This window comes from Providencia sp. PROV210, from assembly GCF_028479445.1.
Lineage (GTDB): Bacteria > Pseudomonadota > Gammaproteobacteria > Enterobacterales > Enterobacteriaceae > Providencia > Providencia rustigianii.
The window spans coordinates 41,724-57,051 of sequence record NZ_JAMPNQ010000018.1; the positions used below are offsets into that span (position 1 = coordinate 41,724).

13 protein-coding genes are annotated in these 15,328 nt (G+C 43.0%); 3 read left to right on the top strand and 10 right to left on the bottom strand.

Features of this window, described 5'->3' with window-relative positions:
• Positions 1–41: 41 nt before the first annotated feature.
• The 6 genes from PR761_RS14315 to PR761_RS14340 form a co-directional block, all read right to left on the bottom strand.
• Complete coding sequence (locus PR761_RS14315; RefSeq protein ID WP_112836059.1) at positions 42–2,054, bottom strand: TonB-dependent receptor plug domain-containing protein; 2,013 nt, start codon at positions 2,052–2,054, stop codon at positions 42–44.
• A gap of 138 nt (positions 2,055–2,192) precedes the next feature.
• Positions 2,193–3,038: a ModD protein gene (gene modD, locus PR761_RS14320; RefSeq protein WP_154610877.1), complete on the bottom strand. Its 846-nt coding sequence runs from the start codon at positions 3,036–3,038 to the stop codon at positions 2,193–2,195.
• Positions 3,035–3,853 carry a class I SAM-dependent methyltransferase gene (locus PR761_RS14325; RefSeq protein WP_006816048.1) on the bottom strand — a complete coding sequence of 273 codons (819 nt, stop codon included), beginning with the start codon at positions 3,851–3,853 and terminating at the stop codon, positions 3,035–3,037. Before PR761_RS14325 ends, modD begins: the two co-directional genes overlap by 4 nt.
• Before the next feature lie 11 nt (positions 3,854–3,864).
• Entirely contained in the window at positions 3,865–4,632 is a 768-nt protein-coding gene (locus PR761_RS14330) for an ABC transporter ATP-binding protein (RefSeq protein WP_006816047.1), read from the bottom strand.
• Positions 4,629–5,633, bottom strand: a complete 1,005-nt coding sequence (locus PR761_RS14335) for a FecCD family ABC transporter permease (RefSeq protein WP_006816046.1) — start codon at positions 5,631–5,633, stop codon at positions 4,629–4,631. Before PR761_RS14335 ends, PR761_RS14330 begins: the two co-directional genes overlap by 4 nt.
• Positions 5,630–6,661: an ABC transporter substrate-binding protein gene (locus PR761_RS14340; RefSeq protein WP_006816045.1), complete on the bottom strand. Its 1,032-nt coding sequence runs from the start codon at positions 6,659–6,661 to the stop codon at positions 5,630–5,632. Before PR761_RS14340 ends, PR761_RS14335 begins: the two co-directional genes overlap by 4 nt.
• Positions 6,662–6,854: 193 nt before the next feature.
• Between PR761_RS14340 and gntR the strand changes: the two genes are divergently transcribed.
• The 3 genes from gntR to gntU all read left to right on the top strand — a co-directional run bounded on the left by gntR (position 6,855) and on the right by gntU (position 9,936).
• The gene (gntR, locus tag PR761_RS14345) at positions 6,855–7,850 is read left to right on the top strand and encodes a gluconate operon transcriptional repressor GntR (protein WP_039855762.1); all 996 of its coding nucleotides are present in this window, start codon (positions 6,855–6,857) and stop codon (positions 7,848–7,850) included.
• Between the two features lie 188 nt (positions 7,851–8,038).
• A complete protein-coding gene (gene gntK / locus PR761_RS14350) occupies positions 8,039–8,581 on the top strand; it encodes a gluconokinase (protein WP_006816043.1) in 543 nt (180 codons plus the stop codon).
• Entirely contained in the window at positions 8,578–9,936 is a 1,359-nt protein-coding gene (gntU, locus tag PR761_RS14355; protein WP_112836061.1) for a gluconate transporter, read from the top strand. Before gntK ends, gntU begins: the two co-directional genes overlap by 4 nt.
• 100 nt (positions 9,937–10,036) lie before the next feature.
• On the opposite strand, the gene PR761_RS14360 is transcribed toward gntU, so the two are convergent.
• The 4 genes from PR761_RS14360 to PR761_RS14375 all read right to left on the bottom strand — a co-directional run bounded on the left by PR761_RS14360 (position 10,037) and on the right by PR761_RS14375 (position 14,999).
• Positions 10,037–11,263: an SGNH/GDSL hydrolase family protein gene (locus PR761_RS14360; RefSeq protein ID WP_112836063.1), complete on the bottom strand. Its 1,227-nt coding sequence runs from the start codon at positions 11,261–11,263 to the stop codon at positions 10,037–10,039.
• Entirely contained in the window at positions 11,214–12,398 is a 1,185-nt protein-coding gene (locus PR761_RS14365) for an SGNH/GDSL hydrolase family protein (RefSeq protein WP_112836065.1), read from the bottom strand. The genes PR761_RS14360 and PR761_RS14365 overlap by 50 nt, the downstream gene beginning before the upstream one ends.
• A complete protein-coding gene (locus PR761_RS14370) occupies positions 12,385–13,803 on the bottom strand; it encodes an MBOAT family O-acyltransferase (RefSeq protein ID WP_112836067.1) in 1,419 nt (472 codons plus the stop codon). The genes PR761_RS14365 and PR761_RS14370 overlap by 14 nt, the downstream gene beginning before the upstream one ends.
• A gap of 389 nt (positions 13,804–14,192) precedes the next feature.
• A complete protein-coding gene (locus PR761_RS14375; RefSeq protein ID WP_039855758.1) occupies positions 14,193–14,999 on the bottom strand; it encodes a protein bax in 807 nt (268 codons plus the stop codon).
• Positions 15,000–15,328: the final 329 nt, after the last annotated feature.

Below are 15,328 nucleotides of genomic sequence, written 5' to 3' on the forward strand. Positions count from 1 at the left end.
GTTAGGTAAGAACGTCAATTCTTACCTAACCTAATTAAGTACTAGTATTTATATTCAATACCTAACCAATAGTTACGACCTTCCTCTATATATCCATTGGTATATTCGTAAGATTTGTCGAATAGGTTATTCACTGAACTATTTACGGATAAGCCATGCCCGAGTTCGTAATCTAAGCGGATATCGGTTTTGGCAAAGCCGCGAACCTTATCTTCGCTATCTATATAGTTAAATGCCCAGCTTCTGGCCTCTTCGGTTACGGTAATACTCATTGGTTCATACGGTGTGAACTTGAGCCAAGCAAAGGCTTTATGAGTTGGTAACTCAGCGACATGGCGTACGCTATAGTGTTTTGGGTCTGCGTGAATATAGCTATAGTTTACGCCAGCTTCTAGCCAGTCGGTAATTTGCCCTGTGGTACCTAAGTCCATCCCCATATAATCCACTTTTCCACTATTACGGTTTTGCAGTAAATCGGCACCTTTTTTATTCACACCCACATGATGTGCCATGATGGCATCAGAAACTTGGTTATAGTAAGCGCTCGCCGTGTAGTTCCAAGCGGGAGTAAAATGACCTTTATAGGTTAAATCAAAGGTTAATGCGCGTTCAGCATCTAAATGAGGGTTAATGAGAAATGAATCATTATTCTTCATTTTATTTTCGGTATAACGCTCTTTTTGGGTTGGGAATCGCGTTCTTTCTGATACTGAGAATTGCACGGTATCTTCATTTTCTAAGTGATAGCGTGCCATGGCTTCCCAGTTAAAGGCATGTTGGCTATTATCATCGTAATGTTGGACCCCCTCCATAGCGCCACTTTTTTTATTATAAAGATAGCGCTTACCTTCATCGCTGTTACGCCAGTCATAGCCAATCCCGCCGATAATATCGAGTTTATCCGTGGCGACCCATTGGTATTCTGTTGCGACAGACCAAGTTTGATCTTTATAACGATCAAATGGATTGGTTTTATTGCTACGAGAACGATGAATATCTTCTTTCCAGTGAGCAGCGAATGACAGCATATCTAATTCACGTACAGTGAAATCAGCACGTAAATCTGCACCATTACTGTAGTCATCATAGCGGCTATAGTTAAAATCGCCTTTTTGGTAATCTTTGACAGATTTGTACTGATGCAGCGTATTTTTAAATGAGTCATGGTACACACGGCTTTGTAACGCGATTCCATCGGTTATCTGAGTCGTGCCATTAAAATAAATACTTTCTTTATCATAGGCTGGCCATTGCCAAATCTGTTGTTTATCTGTATTCACATTCGGCGCGCTGTTTTTGTCGCCATCCTGCTTAATATAGGTGAGGACATACTCATCGGTTTCTCGCGGCGTCCAGCCCATTTTTAGCATTAAGCGTTTATCATCGGTGGCAGAGTTCGTTCGGCGACCATGGCTTCCTGCCAGTGAATTATTATCTTCTGAACTCGGTAATCCCATAAAACGCTGTTTATACTGGCTACCACTGACTTGGATAAAACCGAGATCATTGCGCCCTCCAAGGCGTGCGCTGATGTTATGGGCATTATCAGCACCCCGAGCGAAACCTTGATTGAGACTAATATTGGCTTCAAGGGTTTTTTTTGGTGTCGCAGTGGTTAAGTTAATCGCGCCACCCATCAAGTTTGGGCCTTGCAATAATGAGGTGTATCCCGTGGACAATTCAACGCTAGCCAGCTCACTGGTCATAAAGCGCCCCAGATCGAGCGTGCCATCATAAGGAACATAAGTGGGGATACCATCGAAGAAAACAGGCACCTGACGGCTATCAAAACCTCGTACGTTCACTTGGGTTTCATTGCGATTACCAGATTTTTGAATTGCCACACCCGGTAAAGTGCTTAATGCCTGTGCGACGTTGGTTTTGTTGAGCTGCTTCATTTGTGATTCAGTGATCACATTGGCATCAGCCGCTAGCGGCGTACTCCATACTGACATGACATCACGGTTAGTTTCTGTTGAAGTTACCGAAGCCGCTTGCCCCTGCGTTGCGAATAATGCCATTCCTACAAAATAAGGTATTTGTTTTATTTTCATTATTAATGTCCAGTTAGTTTTTATCACGACAACCATCGTTATGTTTAATTTTATATAGCGATATCCGTCGTTTATGCCATAAAACACCATCCCGCTATTTTTCGCAGGACAGGTTTTAAATCTCTATTTTAAAGATGATTAAGATTTAAATAGGTGAACTTTGATATCTCTCGGTGCAGCGTAATAAGGGGCTGAAGTGACTAAAATCGACACGCCCGTTTGGGAATACGCCTCAATGGTCTGAAGATTAACTCCGCCCGCAATAGAAAGCCGGCAGGGTGAATTTTGCTGTTGGATATATTGCTGTAATGCTTGAATTTGCGGAATCGGCAATTTATCCAACTGAACAATATCGGCATTAGCTTTAATCGCTAATATCGCTTGTTGTTCATCATCAGCCTCTACAATAATGAGTTTCTCTGGTGCCGCCGTACGCAAAGTCTTTACATGGGACTGCCAATCATCAGGATTTGCTAAACAGTTGCGATGATTGGTAAACAGCAAGATTGTTTCCGCGCTGCCTGCGCGATGAATAATGGCGCCGCCAGCTAAAATTGCCGTGAGGGCAAGCGGCTTGGTCATTGGGATGGTTTTGCGAGTACAGGCGAGTTGCCCATCAGGTTGATATTTTTTCAATATCGATACCATCTGGTAAGTGTAATGACTGACTCCGCCACACCATTCAAGGACGTTTTGTACTGCTTTCCAGCCCTGATGTAAGGCTTCGCAGGAACCGGATGCTTTAATTAAGCAGCTCTGAGGTTCGACAATATCCCCATCATGGAATAAGCATTCACAAGTCACACCGAGCTTAGTTAGCATTCTCTCGGCGATATTTAACCCACTGACACAGCTACCTAGTTTTGATGTAAAAGTCATGGTGCCTTGTTGTGACTGTAAACCAAGGGCACGAGTTGTTAAATCGCCGTATTGAATATCGTCAAGAAGTAACTGATCAATCAGGGCATCCGGTAAGTAGATCATAAAATCAGTTCCGATTCATCGACTACATCCCATGACACCATCGCCCAATCTCTTGATGGGAATGGGAGAACTCTACCGGAAGCCGTTTGTTCATCATAGTAGTGACGGAGTTTTTCAATTTCGTCTTCGGTGAGATCTTTCAGTGACCAATTCACGCTATCTGCAAAAGCAGCAAAATTATCAAATCCCCCTTTATTAGGGCTTTTAATAAAATCGACTCGCGCATTGATCCCCATTTGATGCAGGATATTTACGGCATAAATATAGGTCGGTAGAGAAACAACGTTTCGTCCAATCGCCTTGATAACCTTTTCATCAATAAAAGTAGGGTTGATGGTATGGGTGGTATAAACCCGTAAATTAGTCTGGCGGTTCAACTTCAATAATGCGCCCTTCAAGTCATCGACCAGTGTAGAGCGAGAAGCCACCGAGATATCCACTTTCGGTAACGAATCCCAGTTATCTTCCCATGCCAATGGTTCGAAACGTGCATTGGTGATATTCATCTCTTTTGCGCGAATTTCTGCCATCTCTAGCATGCCTTGGCTATAATCGATACCGATAACGGATTCAAATTGATTGGCTAGCGCCAAACTGATAGAACCGGGGCCACAGCCAACATCCAATAATGTTTTAGCTCCGGTAAAATCCATTAATTGGCGGAAACCAACTAAGTAAGGATCGTTTGGATTGGCACAGGTTTGCGCCATTTGTTGTGCTTTTTTATCCCAATGTTCTGGCTCTTTTCGAGAGCGCTGAGCTTGTTGCATATGCTGTTGGTACATTTTTGCAAAATCGAGTTGATTGATAAGCATGACGCTTGCCCTTAACAAGTAAAATTGGATGGAAGCTGAAAATGAGCCATGATACTTGGCTCATCGATATTATAAAGCTCTGCCAAGTTAGTGAGTGTTAACATACTTTGAGCAGAGCCATGTCTGGCTTGCTGTTGCCTATCCAACAACACCACATGGTCAGCAATGGCCGCTGCATGTTGTGGGTGGTGGGTGGACATTAAAACCGTCATTCCATGCTGTTTTAGATTTTCTATTTGTTGTAATAAACGAATTTGATTACCAAAGTCTAAGCTAGCAGCCGGTTCATCCATAATCAGCAATTTGGGCTTTTGAATTAATGCTCTAGCAATGAGAACCAACTGTTTTTCACCACCACTCAAGGTGCTATATAAGCGCTCTCGGAGGTGATCAATACCTAACTGTTGGAGTTGTTGCATAGCGGCGATTTGTTCTTTTTCTCTTGGAAGTGAAAATACAGAGCGGTGGGGAGTTAGCCCCATTATCACCATATCCGTCACCGAGAAACTGAAGGGCGTATCGTGGGCTTGTGGTACGTAAGCAATTACTTTCGCAATATCTCTTGGTTTTAAGCCATTCAGGGATTTACCCTGTAGCAGGATCTCTCCCTGTATTGCGGGTAGCAACCCTAACAATGTTCTCATCAAGGTGGTTTTACCACATCCATTGGCACCCAGCAGACACGTTATCGCCCCCTCGGGCAGTGAAAAATTAATATGTTCAATAATGGCATGATGGTGATAACCAATCGCGAGGTTATTGAGTGTCAAAATACTCATTTGACCCGCCTTGTTTGCAACAAAATGGCTAAAAAGAACGGTGCCCCCACGGCTGAAGTTAGGATGCCCAATGGAAGTTCAATAGCCGCAATGGTTCTTGCTAGTGTGTCAGTGATCAAGAGTAAAATTGCACCAATTGCTATGGATGCCGGAAGTTGATGACGAAAGTTAGCGCCCACTATCATTCTAGTGATATGGGGCACAATCAATCCAATCCACCCAATAATACCCGCAATCGAGACGGTACTTGCGGTAATCAATGTGGCGCAAATAATAAAAATCCCACGGTTCAAGCTGACATTGACACCGAGGCTTTTGGCTTCCTCATCGGATAGGCTGAGCAAATTCATACGCCAACGTAGGAGCAGCAAAGGGATAATGCCTATAACCATAATGGGGAGAACAGAGAGTAAATCCTGCTGGGTAATGGAGGATAACCCTCCTAATAACCAAAATGTGATAGAGGGTAGCTGGGTATAAGGGTCGGCTAGAATTTTCATCAAAGAGATGGCGGAGCCACAAATCGCACTAATCGCCACGCCAACGAGCACCAGCGATAAAATAGGATCATGCTGGCGTGCCATTTTGGCAATCAAACACACGGCGGCGACAGCCAGTAATCCTCCAGCAAAGGCAAATAGCTGGATATACACCAAAGATTGCCCAAAAAATATGCCAAATACCGCCCCCACGCCTGCCCCTGCAGAAACGCCCAATATATCGGGAGAGACTAATGGATTACGAAACATGCCTTGATATGCTGCCCCAGCAACAGCTAATCCACCACCGATTAATATCGCAGCAAGTACTCGAGGGAAACGAATTTGCCAAAATACCGTGTTATTGCGAGGGTCACCCGTTGTATCTTGGAACACGAGACGATACAGCTCCCCCAAGGTTAGTGAGTATTTACCACTGGTTAACGCTATCAATAGGCAGGTCAAAAAGATCATTAACAACAACAGAGGCTTAGCTTTGTTATTCAGAAGCCCACGAGTCATGACATTTCCATCAACATATCAACCTGTTGTGGGCTTAATGGTGAATGATAAAACAGTTCAAAGAACTGTAAAATATCCTGTTTGATGGTTTCCTCGACACTCTTATCAAAGTGACTTTGTAGCCTTCTCATACCGAGTAAGCGATTAATACCGGGAGGTCCATCTAGCCAACCAAAAGGCATCCCGCTGAAAACAAATAAATTATTGGAGGTAATGGCGCTGAGTCCTTCCCATAACGGTGAGGTTGTCATTAATTCAACGGCTTCATCATATTGCGTAATAATAATGTCTGGCTCCCATTGATAAAGTTGCTCCATGGAGACATCCGTTAATCCGTGAAATCCTTTGATATCAACGACATTACGTAAACCTAGCATTTCAATAGCTTCAGTATGAATCGAGCCTTTTGTTCCCGTTTGCAACCCTTTAGCCCCCCGAGCCAGATAAAAACTTAGGGGATTTTGTTGGCGACTTTGGGCAAACAGTTGGGCATTTTTTAAATAGCGTTCTGCTAGTGCACTGAGTTTTTCTGCTTGCTGGTGGACATTGAGGATTTTGCCTAATTGGCGCAACTGCTGTGGTGCATCGGCAAGCCCCCCTTCCATTAATAAATAGGGGATCCCCGTCTGTTTAGACACTTTTTCTGCTTGAGAGCGATAAGTCTCATCGAGGTTTCCCGTATCTATAATTAAATCGGGGTGATAGGCCATCAACTGTTCTAGGGATAAGGTACTTCCTCGCCCAGCAAGACGACCATAAATGGGAAGCGAAAGCCATTGTTCGGAAAATAATCCAGTTTTCCCTTTATTGAGGGAAATCGATGCAAATCCCACCATTTTCTCAGGTGCAAGTGCAAATAAGAGTAAATCCGCGGGTGGTCCTGCGCTGATCACTCGCTGAAGGTTTTCAGCGGTTGGTAACTGACCGAATAGTGCTTCGGCGATTTTTTCACGGCTGAATGCAGGTAAATAGTAAAATACAGCCAGTGCCGCACAAGATTGTAGGAAGCGTCGTCGATTCATAGTCATAGCCGATGATTGAGTATCGTTATACTTATAATTATATAACGCGGAAATTAACGAACTCGGGGAAGAGAGTCAACTACTTTGAGGAAAACTCGATATTTATGTGATTTAAAGCAATAACAAGGGATTGCTATCCACCAACAGATCGCAGAACATAACGCAAGATAACTGCGTACATATTGAAAATATGGGATATATGAAGAATAAAAGACCCTCTTTGCAAGACGTTGCCGACCTTGTCGGTATCACAAAAATGACGGTGAGCCGCTTTTTACGCAACCCGGATCAAGTTTCTGAGTCTTTGCGTGGAAAAATTGCTAATGCGGTGGAGGATTTGGGATATATCCCGAACAAAGCACCAGATATTCTCTCTAATGCAACCAGTCATGCGATTGGGGTATTGTTACCTTCATTGACCAACCAAGTGTTTGCCGAAGTGATCCGCGGTATTGAAGCAGTTACTGACCGCCACGGTTATCAAACCATGCTCGCCCACTATGGTTATCGTGCTGAAAAAGAAGAAGAGCGATTAACCTCGCTACTTTCTTATAATATTGATGGCGTGATTTTGGCCGAGCGTACCCATACAGAACGCACACTGCGTATGTTGAAAACAGCGGGTATTCCCGTGGTGGAAATCATGGACAGTATTTCCCCTTGCCTTGATATGGCGGTGGGTATCAATAACTATGAAGCTTCTCGCCAAATGACCGAAGCGATGATCGCCAGAGGCTGTCGTAAGGTTATCTACTTGGGAGCTAGGCAGGATGAGCGAACCATTATCCGCTTAAAAGGCTACGAACAGGCAATGTTAGATGCCAAATTAACGCCTCGAAATTTAATGACTCAGGAAAGCTCCTCTTATTCTCTAGGTGCCCAATTACTTCAAGAGTGTCGCGAAAAATACCCTGATGCGGATGGGTTATTCTGCACAAACGATGACTTAGCAATAGGCGCTATTTTTGAGTGCCAACGTTTAGGGATCAAAGTGCCGACGGATTTAGCTATCTCAGGTTTCCATGGTCATGATGTCGGGCAGGTGATGACGCCAAAATTAGCAAGTATTTTAACCCCTAGAGATCAAATGGGGCGTAAGGCGGCTGAAGTCCTGCTGGCAAGAATGCGTGGAGAAAAATTAGCGCACAAACAGTTTGATGTTGGTTTTAAGTTACTGACAGGTGAAAGTATCTAGTTTGCTGCTATCGAGTCAGCTAAATATTATTGCGAGTATCATCACAATTCCGCTTTTTTCTTCACCGATCTAATTGCTAAAAAACCCTCAATACAGATAATGTTACCCGTAACCTGTTACCGGTAACATAAACCTAAATTTTAATAAAATATTCAGATAATTTCTTTTCAACACCCGAGGAGATTCCTATGAGTGATACCCAAAATCAAAACTATACATTTGTCCTAATGGGGGTATCGGGTAGCGGCAAATCAGCAGTCGCTAGCGGCGTTGCTCAGCAGCTACAAGCTGCTTTTCTTGATGGGGATTTTTTACACCCTAAAGCTAATATTATGAAAATGGCATCAGGACACGCGCTGAATGATGATGACCGTCGCCCTTGGTTAGAAGCACTGAACGGTGCAATTTTTGCTATGCAAAGAACGAATCAAATTTCATTAGTAGTTTGTTCTGCTTTGAAAAAAAGCTACCGCGATATTCTTAGAAACGATAATAAAAATCTCTATTTCATCTACTTGAAAGGGGATGCAATAGTGATTGAAGAGCGTTTGAGAGCGCGTCGTGGTCATTTCTTCAAACCAGAAATGTTGAAATCACAGTTTGAGGCATTACAAGAACCAAATGAACAAGAAACTGATGCGTATGCGATTGATATTCGTCCATCTTTGGATGTAGTCATCGATAATACGTGCTCAACTATTCGTCAAATCATGGCTGGGGATAAGGTATGAATGCTCCTGTAGAAACATTAAGTACCCTTACGTTAGTACTGACCGCTGTTGGCTCGGTAGTCTTACTATTATTCTTAGTAATGTATGCCCGCTTACATGCGTTCGTGGCATTAATGATTGTATCCATTGGCGCTGGATTATTTTCTGGGATGCCAATCCAAGATATCACCGCAACTATGCAAAAAGGAATGGCGGGAACACTTGGTTTCTTAGCGATAGTTGTCGCTCTAGGTGCCATGTTCGGGAAAATCTTGCATGAAACTGGTGCGTTGGATCAGGTGGCACATAAGTTACTGACAGCTTTTGGTGAAAAGCGAGCGCATTACGCTGTGGGCGTGGCAGGTTTGATTTGTGCATTGCCTCTGTTTTTTGACGTTGCGATCGTATTGTTGATTGGGGTGGTCTTTGCGGTAGCAAACCGTACTGGTCATAACGTGGTTCGTTTAGCTATTCCTCTATTTGCAGGTGTTGCCGCTGCGGCAGCATTCTTATTACCGGGTCCTACACCGATGCTAGTTGCATCACAAATGGGCGCTGATTACGGTTGGATGATCCTGATTGGTTTATGTGCAGCTATCCCAGGTATGATTTTAGCCGGACCACTGTTTGGTAACTTTATCAGCAAATTCGTCCATATCGATATTCCGGCTGACTACGAAGCACCTCAAGCAGCTAACGGTAAAGTACCAAGCTTTGCATTCAGCTTAAGTTTAGTGCTGTTCCCGCTGCTGTTAGTGGGATTAAAAACCATTGGTACCCACTTTGTTGAAAAAGGCTCTAACGTAGAACATTGGTTAGAATTTATTGGTCACCCATTCACTGCATTATTATTAGCATGTTTACTGGCAATTTATGGCCTCGGTTTCCGCTACGGCATGGATAAAGAGCGTGTGATGGCGGTATGTTCTGCGGCAATTCAACCCGCGGGTATTATCCTGTTAGTGACCGGTGCAGGTGGTGTATTCAAGCAAGTGTTGGTTGATTCTGGCGTTGGTCCTGCATTAGGCGACTCTTTGATTGGCGCTGGCTTGCCAATTGCCATTGCGTGCTTTGTCTTAGCGGGTGCGGTTCGTGTGATCCAAGGTTCTGCTACGGTGGCATGTTTAACGACGGTTGGCTTAGTCTTGCCTGTTATCGGTGAACTGGGCTATTCCGGAGCTCAATTGGCAGCGCTATCTATCTGTATCTCCGGTGGTTCATTAATTCTGAGCCATGTGAACGACTCCGGTTTCTGGCTATTCGGTAAATTTACGGGCGCAACAGAAGCTCAAACGCTGAAAACATGGTCTGTAATGGAAACTATTCTAGGTACCACGGGTGCCATTGTTGGGATGGTTTTCTTTAGCTTCCTGTAAGTTTTCTTCCTCAGCTCCACTCAAAAGAAAAAGCCAGCTTATTTCGATAAGCTGGCTTTTGTAGTTTTGACTGCTGCTCACACAATACGAGCTTTATTCATTACTTCAACATCTGATTAAACTGGCTGTAAAGAGCCTGAGCGCTTTTCTTATAGCCATCCGCAGAGAAATGCACATTGTCTGGGCGCGCTAAACCTTGGGCTGCCCACGAACGAATAGAGCAAGGACCGCCCATGTAGGCCTGCCAATCCCAAAATAGTGTGTGCTCTTGAGCTGCAACCGCTTTTTGAATGCGGATAACATTCATCAAATTCACAGGCATTTGTGCTGTACAGCCTGCGGCGCTACTAAACTTAATTGAGTCGCTTGGCCCCACTAACATAATCACCGCATTCGGCATTTGCTGGCGAATTTGACGAATTTTCTCTCTGAGGCTCTGCTCATAAGCCGTCAAGTTCAATGTATCGTTAAAGGCTTCATTGGTACCGAAAGCTAAAATCACCATGTCAGGAGATATTTCAGCTAATGTGGCACTCCATTGAGATTGCCATTTATCCAACATATTGATGGTGGCACCATTTAACCCTACCGCAGATAACATGACTCCCGGCTTGTTTGAACGCACTAACCATCCACCGACTTTCAGGTTACCTTGTTGGCTCATTGATACTTGAGAGGGTAACTGTGTATTCACTGGTGCCGAAAATTGCCAATTATTACCGGTCGCAGGTAATGTCACCATGGATGACGACGACGGTGATACCTTCATCTGGCTATTTGCCGAACTCTGATAAAGCGCTTGTAGACGGTAACTGTTCTGTACTGGTTGCAATGGTTTTAACAGTACATTGCTGCTATTGGAGTGTGGCTCGGCAATCAACCCACCCAGAGGGTAGTCAAATCGCTCATCTTTGCGACTCGATGCGAGTGTCCAATCAGCTTTATCACTCACCCGATTAATCGTGGCAGTACGTTGGCCGGGTACCGAAATAGGCGGTACAAATCCTGGCCCCGCATCACCATAGCGTTGCTGAAATAATGTGCGTAACTCCCCGCTGAAAAAATCTGCCGCTGTGTGCGAATCGCCGATTTGAACGATATGCACTTGTTGGCTACCTTGGCGTAATTTAGACGCCAAAAGACCCAGATTGGGTTCCCCATTATTCACCAATTGCCCTTGCTCTGTAGATGCAGACCATTTTGGTTGTGAGGTTTTACCACGTTGATTGTCAGGCGTTTGGCAAGAGATTAAACCTAATGCCAACAACGTGACGACGCTAGTCGAGAGTAGCTTGCTCTTGGCTTGACGCAAGTTGTTCAGTTTCATGAGGCTCCTTGTCTCCCTCTTCGAAATGGATCAGTGAAAATACACGTTCGGCAATCATTTGTTGCCCTTTACCACTGAAATGGATCCCATCACCACTGCGCAATTTTATAGCATTGCTGCCATCACCAATATAGTCAGAATAGTCGTCATTTTTATACTTAAAGACATCGTTGGCAGAAATGTACATTTCGCCATACTTTTCGACTTCGGACTGATAAAGACTGCGTAGGAACTTCATGCCATCGGACAGGTTATTTTTGCGCATATTCGGCGGACCGACCCAAATAACATCGACGTTATGTTGGCGAGCGGTGGCTAATATATCATTGATGCGCGAGCGGTACACTTGCTCCCACTCTTCACTCTTGAACTTCACATATTTATAGCCTGTCTGCGGCGGCATATCCCATGGGTCATTAGGCCCTAAAAAGACCACTAACACCTTAATATTGGGATTATCATTTAACGCTTTGGCGATAGTTTCTGGCCAGTTAAAGAAACGCGGGTAGGCAAGACCCGTACTCTGCTTACTCAAGTTAATGCTGTCTATATTATACTTTTTCAATAGCATGTTTTTAACATGGGGAGCGATACCCTGCATCATGGAGTCCCCTGCAAATAGCACTTGATCTCCCGCAGTAATCTTAGCGATATGTTTTGGGGTAATAGGTCCTTCTGGACTCGCCAGATTGACCCCAACGAAAGCGCGTGTTGAATTCTTGGCTCGTGCTTGTGGCCGTTTTAGCAATTCTGGAAACGTCACTGATAAACTTTCGGCTGGGTAGATATAGCCGTTAACAAAGTGTAGCCCAACCCGGAAATCATCAGGAAATTTTAACGCGTCATTACTGTCAGCTATTTGAGCGGCTTGTTTATCATCTGCGGCTTTTTGTCCAGAAGCGTGATAGGCAAAAGTGAGCCCCGCTTCTTGCACCCCATCGTGTAACGCGCTGCCGTAGTCCCAAACGGGATTGCCCATCATTTTCGACCATGGGGTATCTTGATGGTACTTTTGCTGCCAGAATCGTTCCAGTGAGCCTTGGTTCAACCAAATCAATAGCAAGCCCGTAATAAGGACGATAAAAAGGACTTTCCCTGTTTTTTTCAGGTTATTTTTAAACTCAGAAGTTAGCATAGATAAATCCTGGCATGCCTGAAGGTGAAAGCATAAACATAATAGTCAGAACAATGGCTAATGGGATAGGGTAATAATACCAAGCGATATCTTGATGTTTTTTGGCAACATATTGGTAGCCTTGAACAAAATAAGGATAGGCAAGGAACAATAGCCAAAATGGGATCAGTAATCCAAGGTTAGCGCTAATCGAGGCGATAAATCCGGGTTCAATAAATTGATTCAGCATCACCATCGCATCATCGAAGGACGGGCTACGGAAAAATATCCAAGCAAAACAGACAAAATGAAACGTAATAATACGTGATAACCAAGTTGATAATGTTTGATTTGGTAGCGACCAATTCCAACCTAGCTTTTGCATGCAGAAATTCTTAAGGCTCAGGAATACAATCCCTAAACCGTGAATCGCTCCCCATACAACAAACGTCATTGCTGCACCGTGCCATAAACCCGAAATCACCATGGCTAAGAATGCGTTAATGTTCATTCGGGTAAATCCCTTACGGTTACCACCCAATGGAATATACACATAGTCGCGAATGAAGGTCGATAAACTAATATGCCAGCGCTTCCAAAAATCTTGTAAGTTAGTCGCTAAATAAGGGGCATTAAAGTTTAGAGGTACGTTGAAACCTAACAGTAATGCAATACCGGTGACCAGATTGGTATAACCGGAAAAGTTAAAGTAGATATTCCACGCATAGGCATAGGTAGCAATTAATATTTCGCCCGCGCTATAGCCTGTTGGGGCATCAAAAACGGGGTTAACATAATTTTCAGCCAGATAAGAACTAAACAGAAAAAGCTTCACCAGCGCTAAGCTAATCAGCAAAATGGCGCGTCGAGAATCAAGGATGTTGCGACTTTCTGCCTGAATTTGTGGTAGAAAGTTTTTTGCGCGATTAATTGGACCCGCCACAATACTTGGGAAGAAAGCCAAATACAGTACCACATCAAAAAAATCTGCTTTTTCAATTTCTTTACGGCACACAGACACCGTATAACTTACCGAATGGAATGCGTAGAAAGAAAGACCTAACGGAGCCAATAATTCAAGGATCGGTAACCCAACACTGAATCCAAATTTATCGAGAGTCTGTTGTATGGTTTCTTGAAAGAAAGAATAGTATTTAAATGCGGTAAAGCAGCCAATGATGGCAATACCTAAAAGGGTGTAAATCCAGCGATTGGATAACCAAACGGTTGCCCAATTGGTTAGTAAATAGATAAATAATGTGTAGCCAAATAGAATATAAGCAAAATCAGGGCTAAAGGAATAAACAAAAAAATAGCTAGCGGTGATTAGCAACCCATTTTGTAATTTTGCGCTGGGTTGGCAGCCCCAATAAATAAGAAAAAAAACCAAAAACGAGCCAAGAAACTCAAATGAGAAAAAATTCATAATAGACTCAGATGTTAATTGTTATGGTGCACCATAATATTTATTCTTTTCCCCTATGCAATCGGAATTTCGTCATATTTCAATTTACTCGTCATACTTCGAATTCTAGGGGTGTTGGCTACGCTCAGCTACTCTAGTCACATACTTATGTATGCTCCTAGAGATATCTTCTCTTGCCGCCTACCTAAAATCCGAATTATTTAGAGTAAAACGGAGGATGAAAAGAAAAATAAACGATTCAAGATTCAAGATTCAAGATTCAAAGTCTAAGAAGTATAGCTGGGGTGGGGTGGGTTGTCATATTTCGAGTGGATGAGAAAAACTGCAAAAAAAATCCACTTCCGAAAAAGTGGATTTTTATATTGTTGTACCTGGTGTGTTGATACAAATTAACTGCGAGTCGCTGCTCTTTTTTGAGCTTGTGTAATCAATTCTTCGTTGCTCGCGTACATCTCTTTCAGATAGCGGTTATATGACGAACCTAATTCTGAGTACCCTTTCATGTCATTAATCAGCTTGACTGAGTCTAGCTCATCTTGCGATTTACGCTGCTTAGCGCGTGAATGACGTAATGACTCATACGCATTATGGGTATTCATGTTCTTCATATAGGCTGTTACTGTCTCTTCCACTGAAGAGTACGTTGAATAGCCTTTAATCTTTCCTTTCTTGGTCTGACAGCCGCTACCACAGCGCATCCCAAATAAATTTCCATTTTGTTGAGCAAGCTGAGATGTACCCCAACCAGACTCTGTTGCTGCTTGTGTCGCAACTAAATGTGTTGGCATGATATCAACACGACTTAACAGTTTATCCCAATTAATACGTTTTGGGTTGCTGCAGTTAATGCCATAGCTATCACAGATCTGAGTCAGGCGACGTAGTTCTTGTGCGCTCCATTTGGCATTTGTACGTACTGACAGTAGCCAGTTACGTTCTTCCATGATCTGTTGATTGACTTTTTCAATCACAGGGACAACCGTTTTTAAAAACGCTTTCTTACGTGCAGTACCAGACGGGTATTTACGCAAATCAGGCAATGGTGTTTGTGCTTGATTTGTACTTTGCGCTTGCTTCAGTGCAAAGTCTTTTTTCAGCATCGTACTAGTACTGGTTGAGCCAAAACTGAGACTCGAAAATAAAAGTAAAAATAAGAAAGCGAAGACGGCGTTTGTCCTCATCGTTCGAGAGGGCATTTGCTTCTCCTATGTATCTCTGAACAAAAATCGAGCGAATGGTATCAGAATAATTTTTCACGAGCTACTTTTATCCGACTCACATTAGCTAAACTTCTGTATTATTTTGTATTGAATGGTTTATTTTTATTAACTTATTGATTTTAATTGGGTGATTAATTTCTTTATTTATATTTTAGAATGTTTATTTATCACTTTTGGTTACTTATTTCAAAATGAAATCATCTGTTTTAAGCTAAATTCGTTTAAAATACAATCAATTAACTTTGTTTTTATAAGGTTATTATGGTTAAAATATAACCATTAAGGTGGTTATTTTTAGCTCAAAT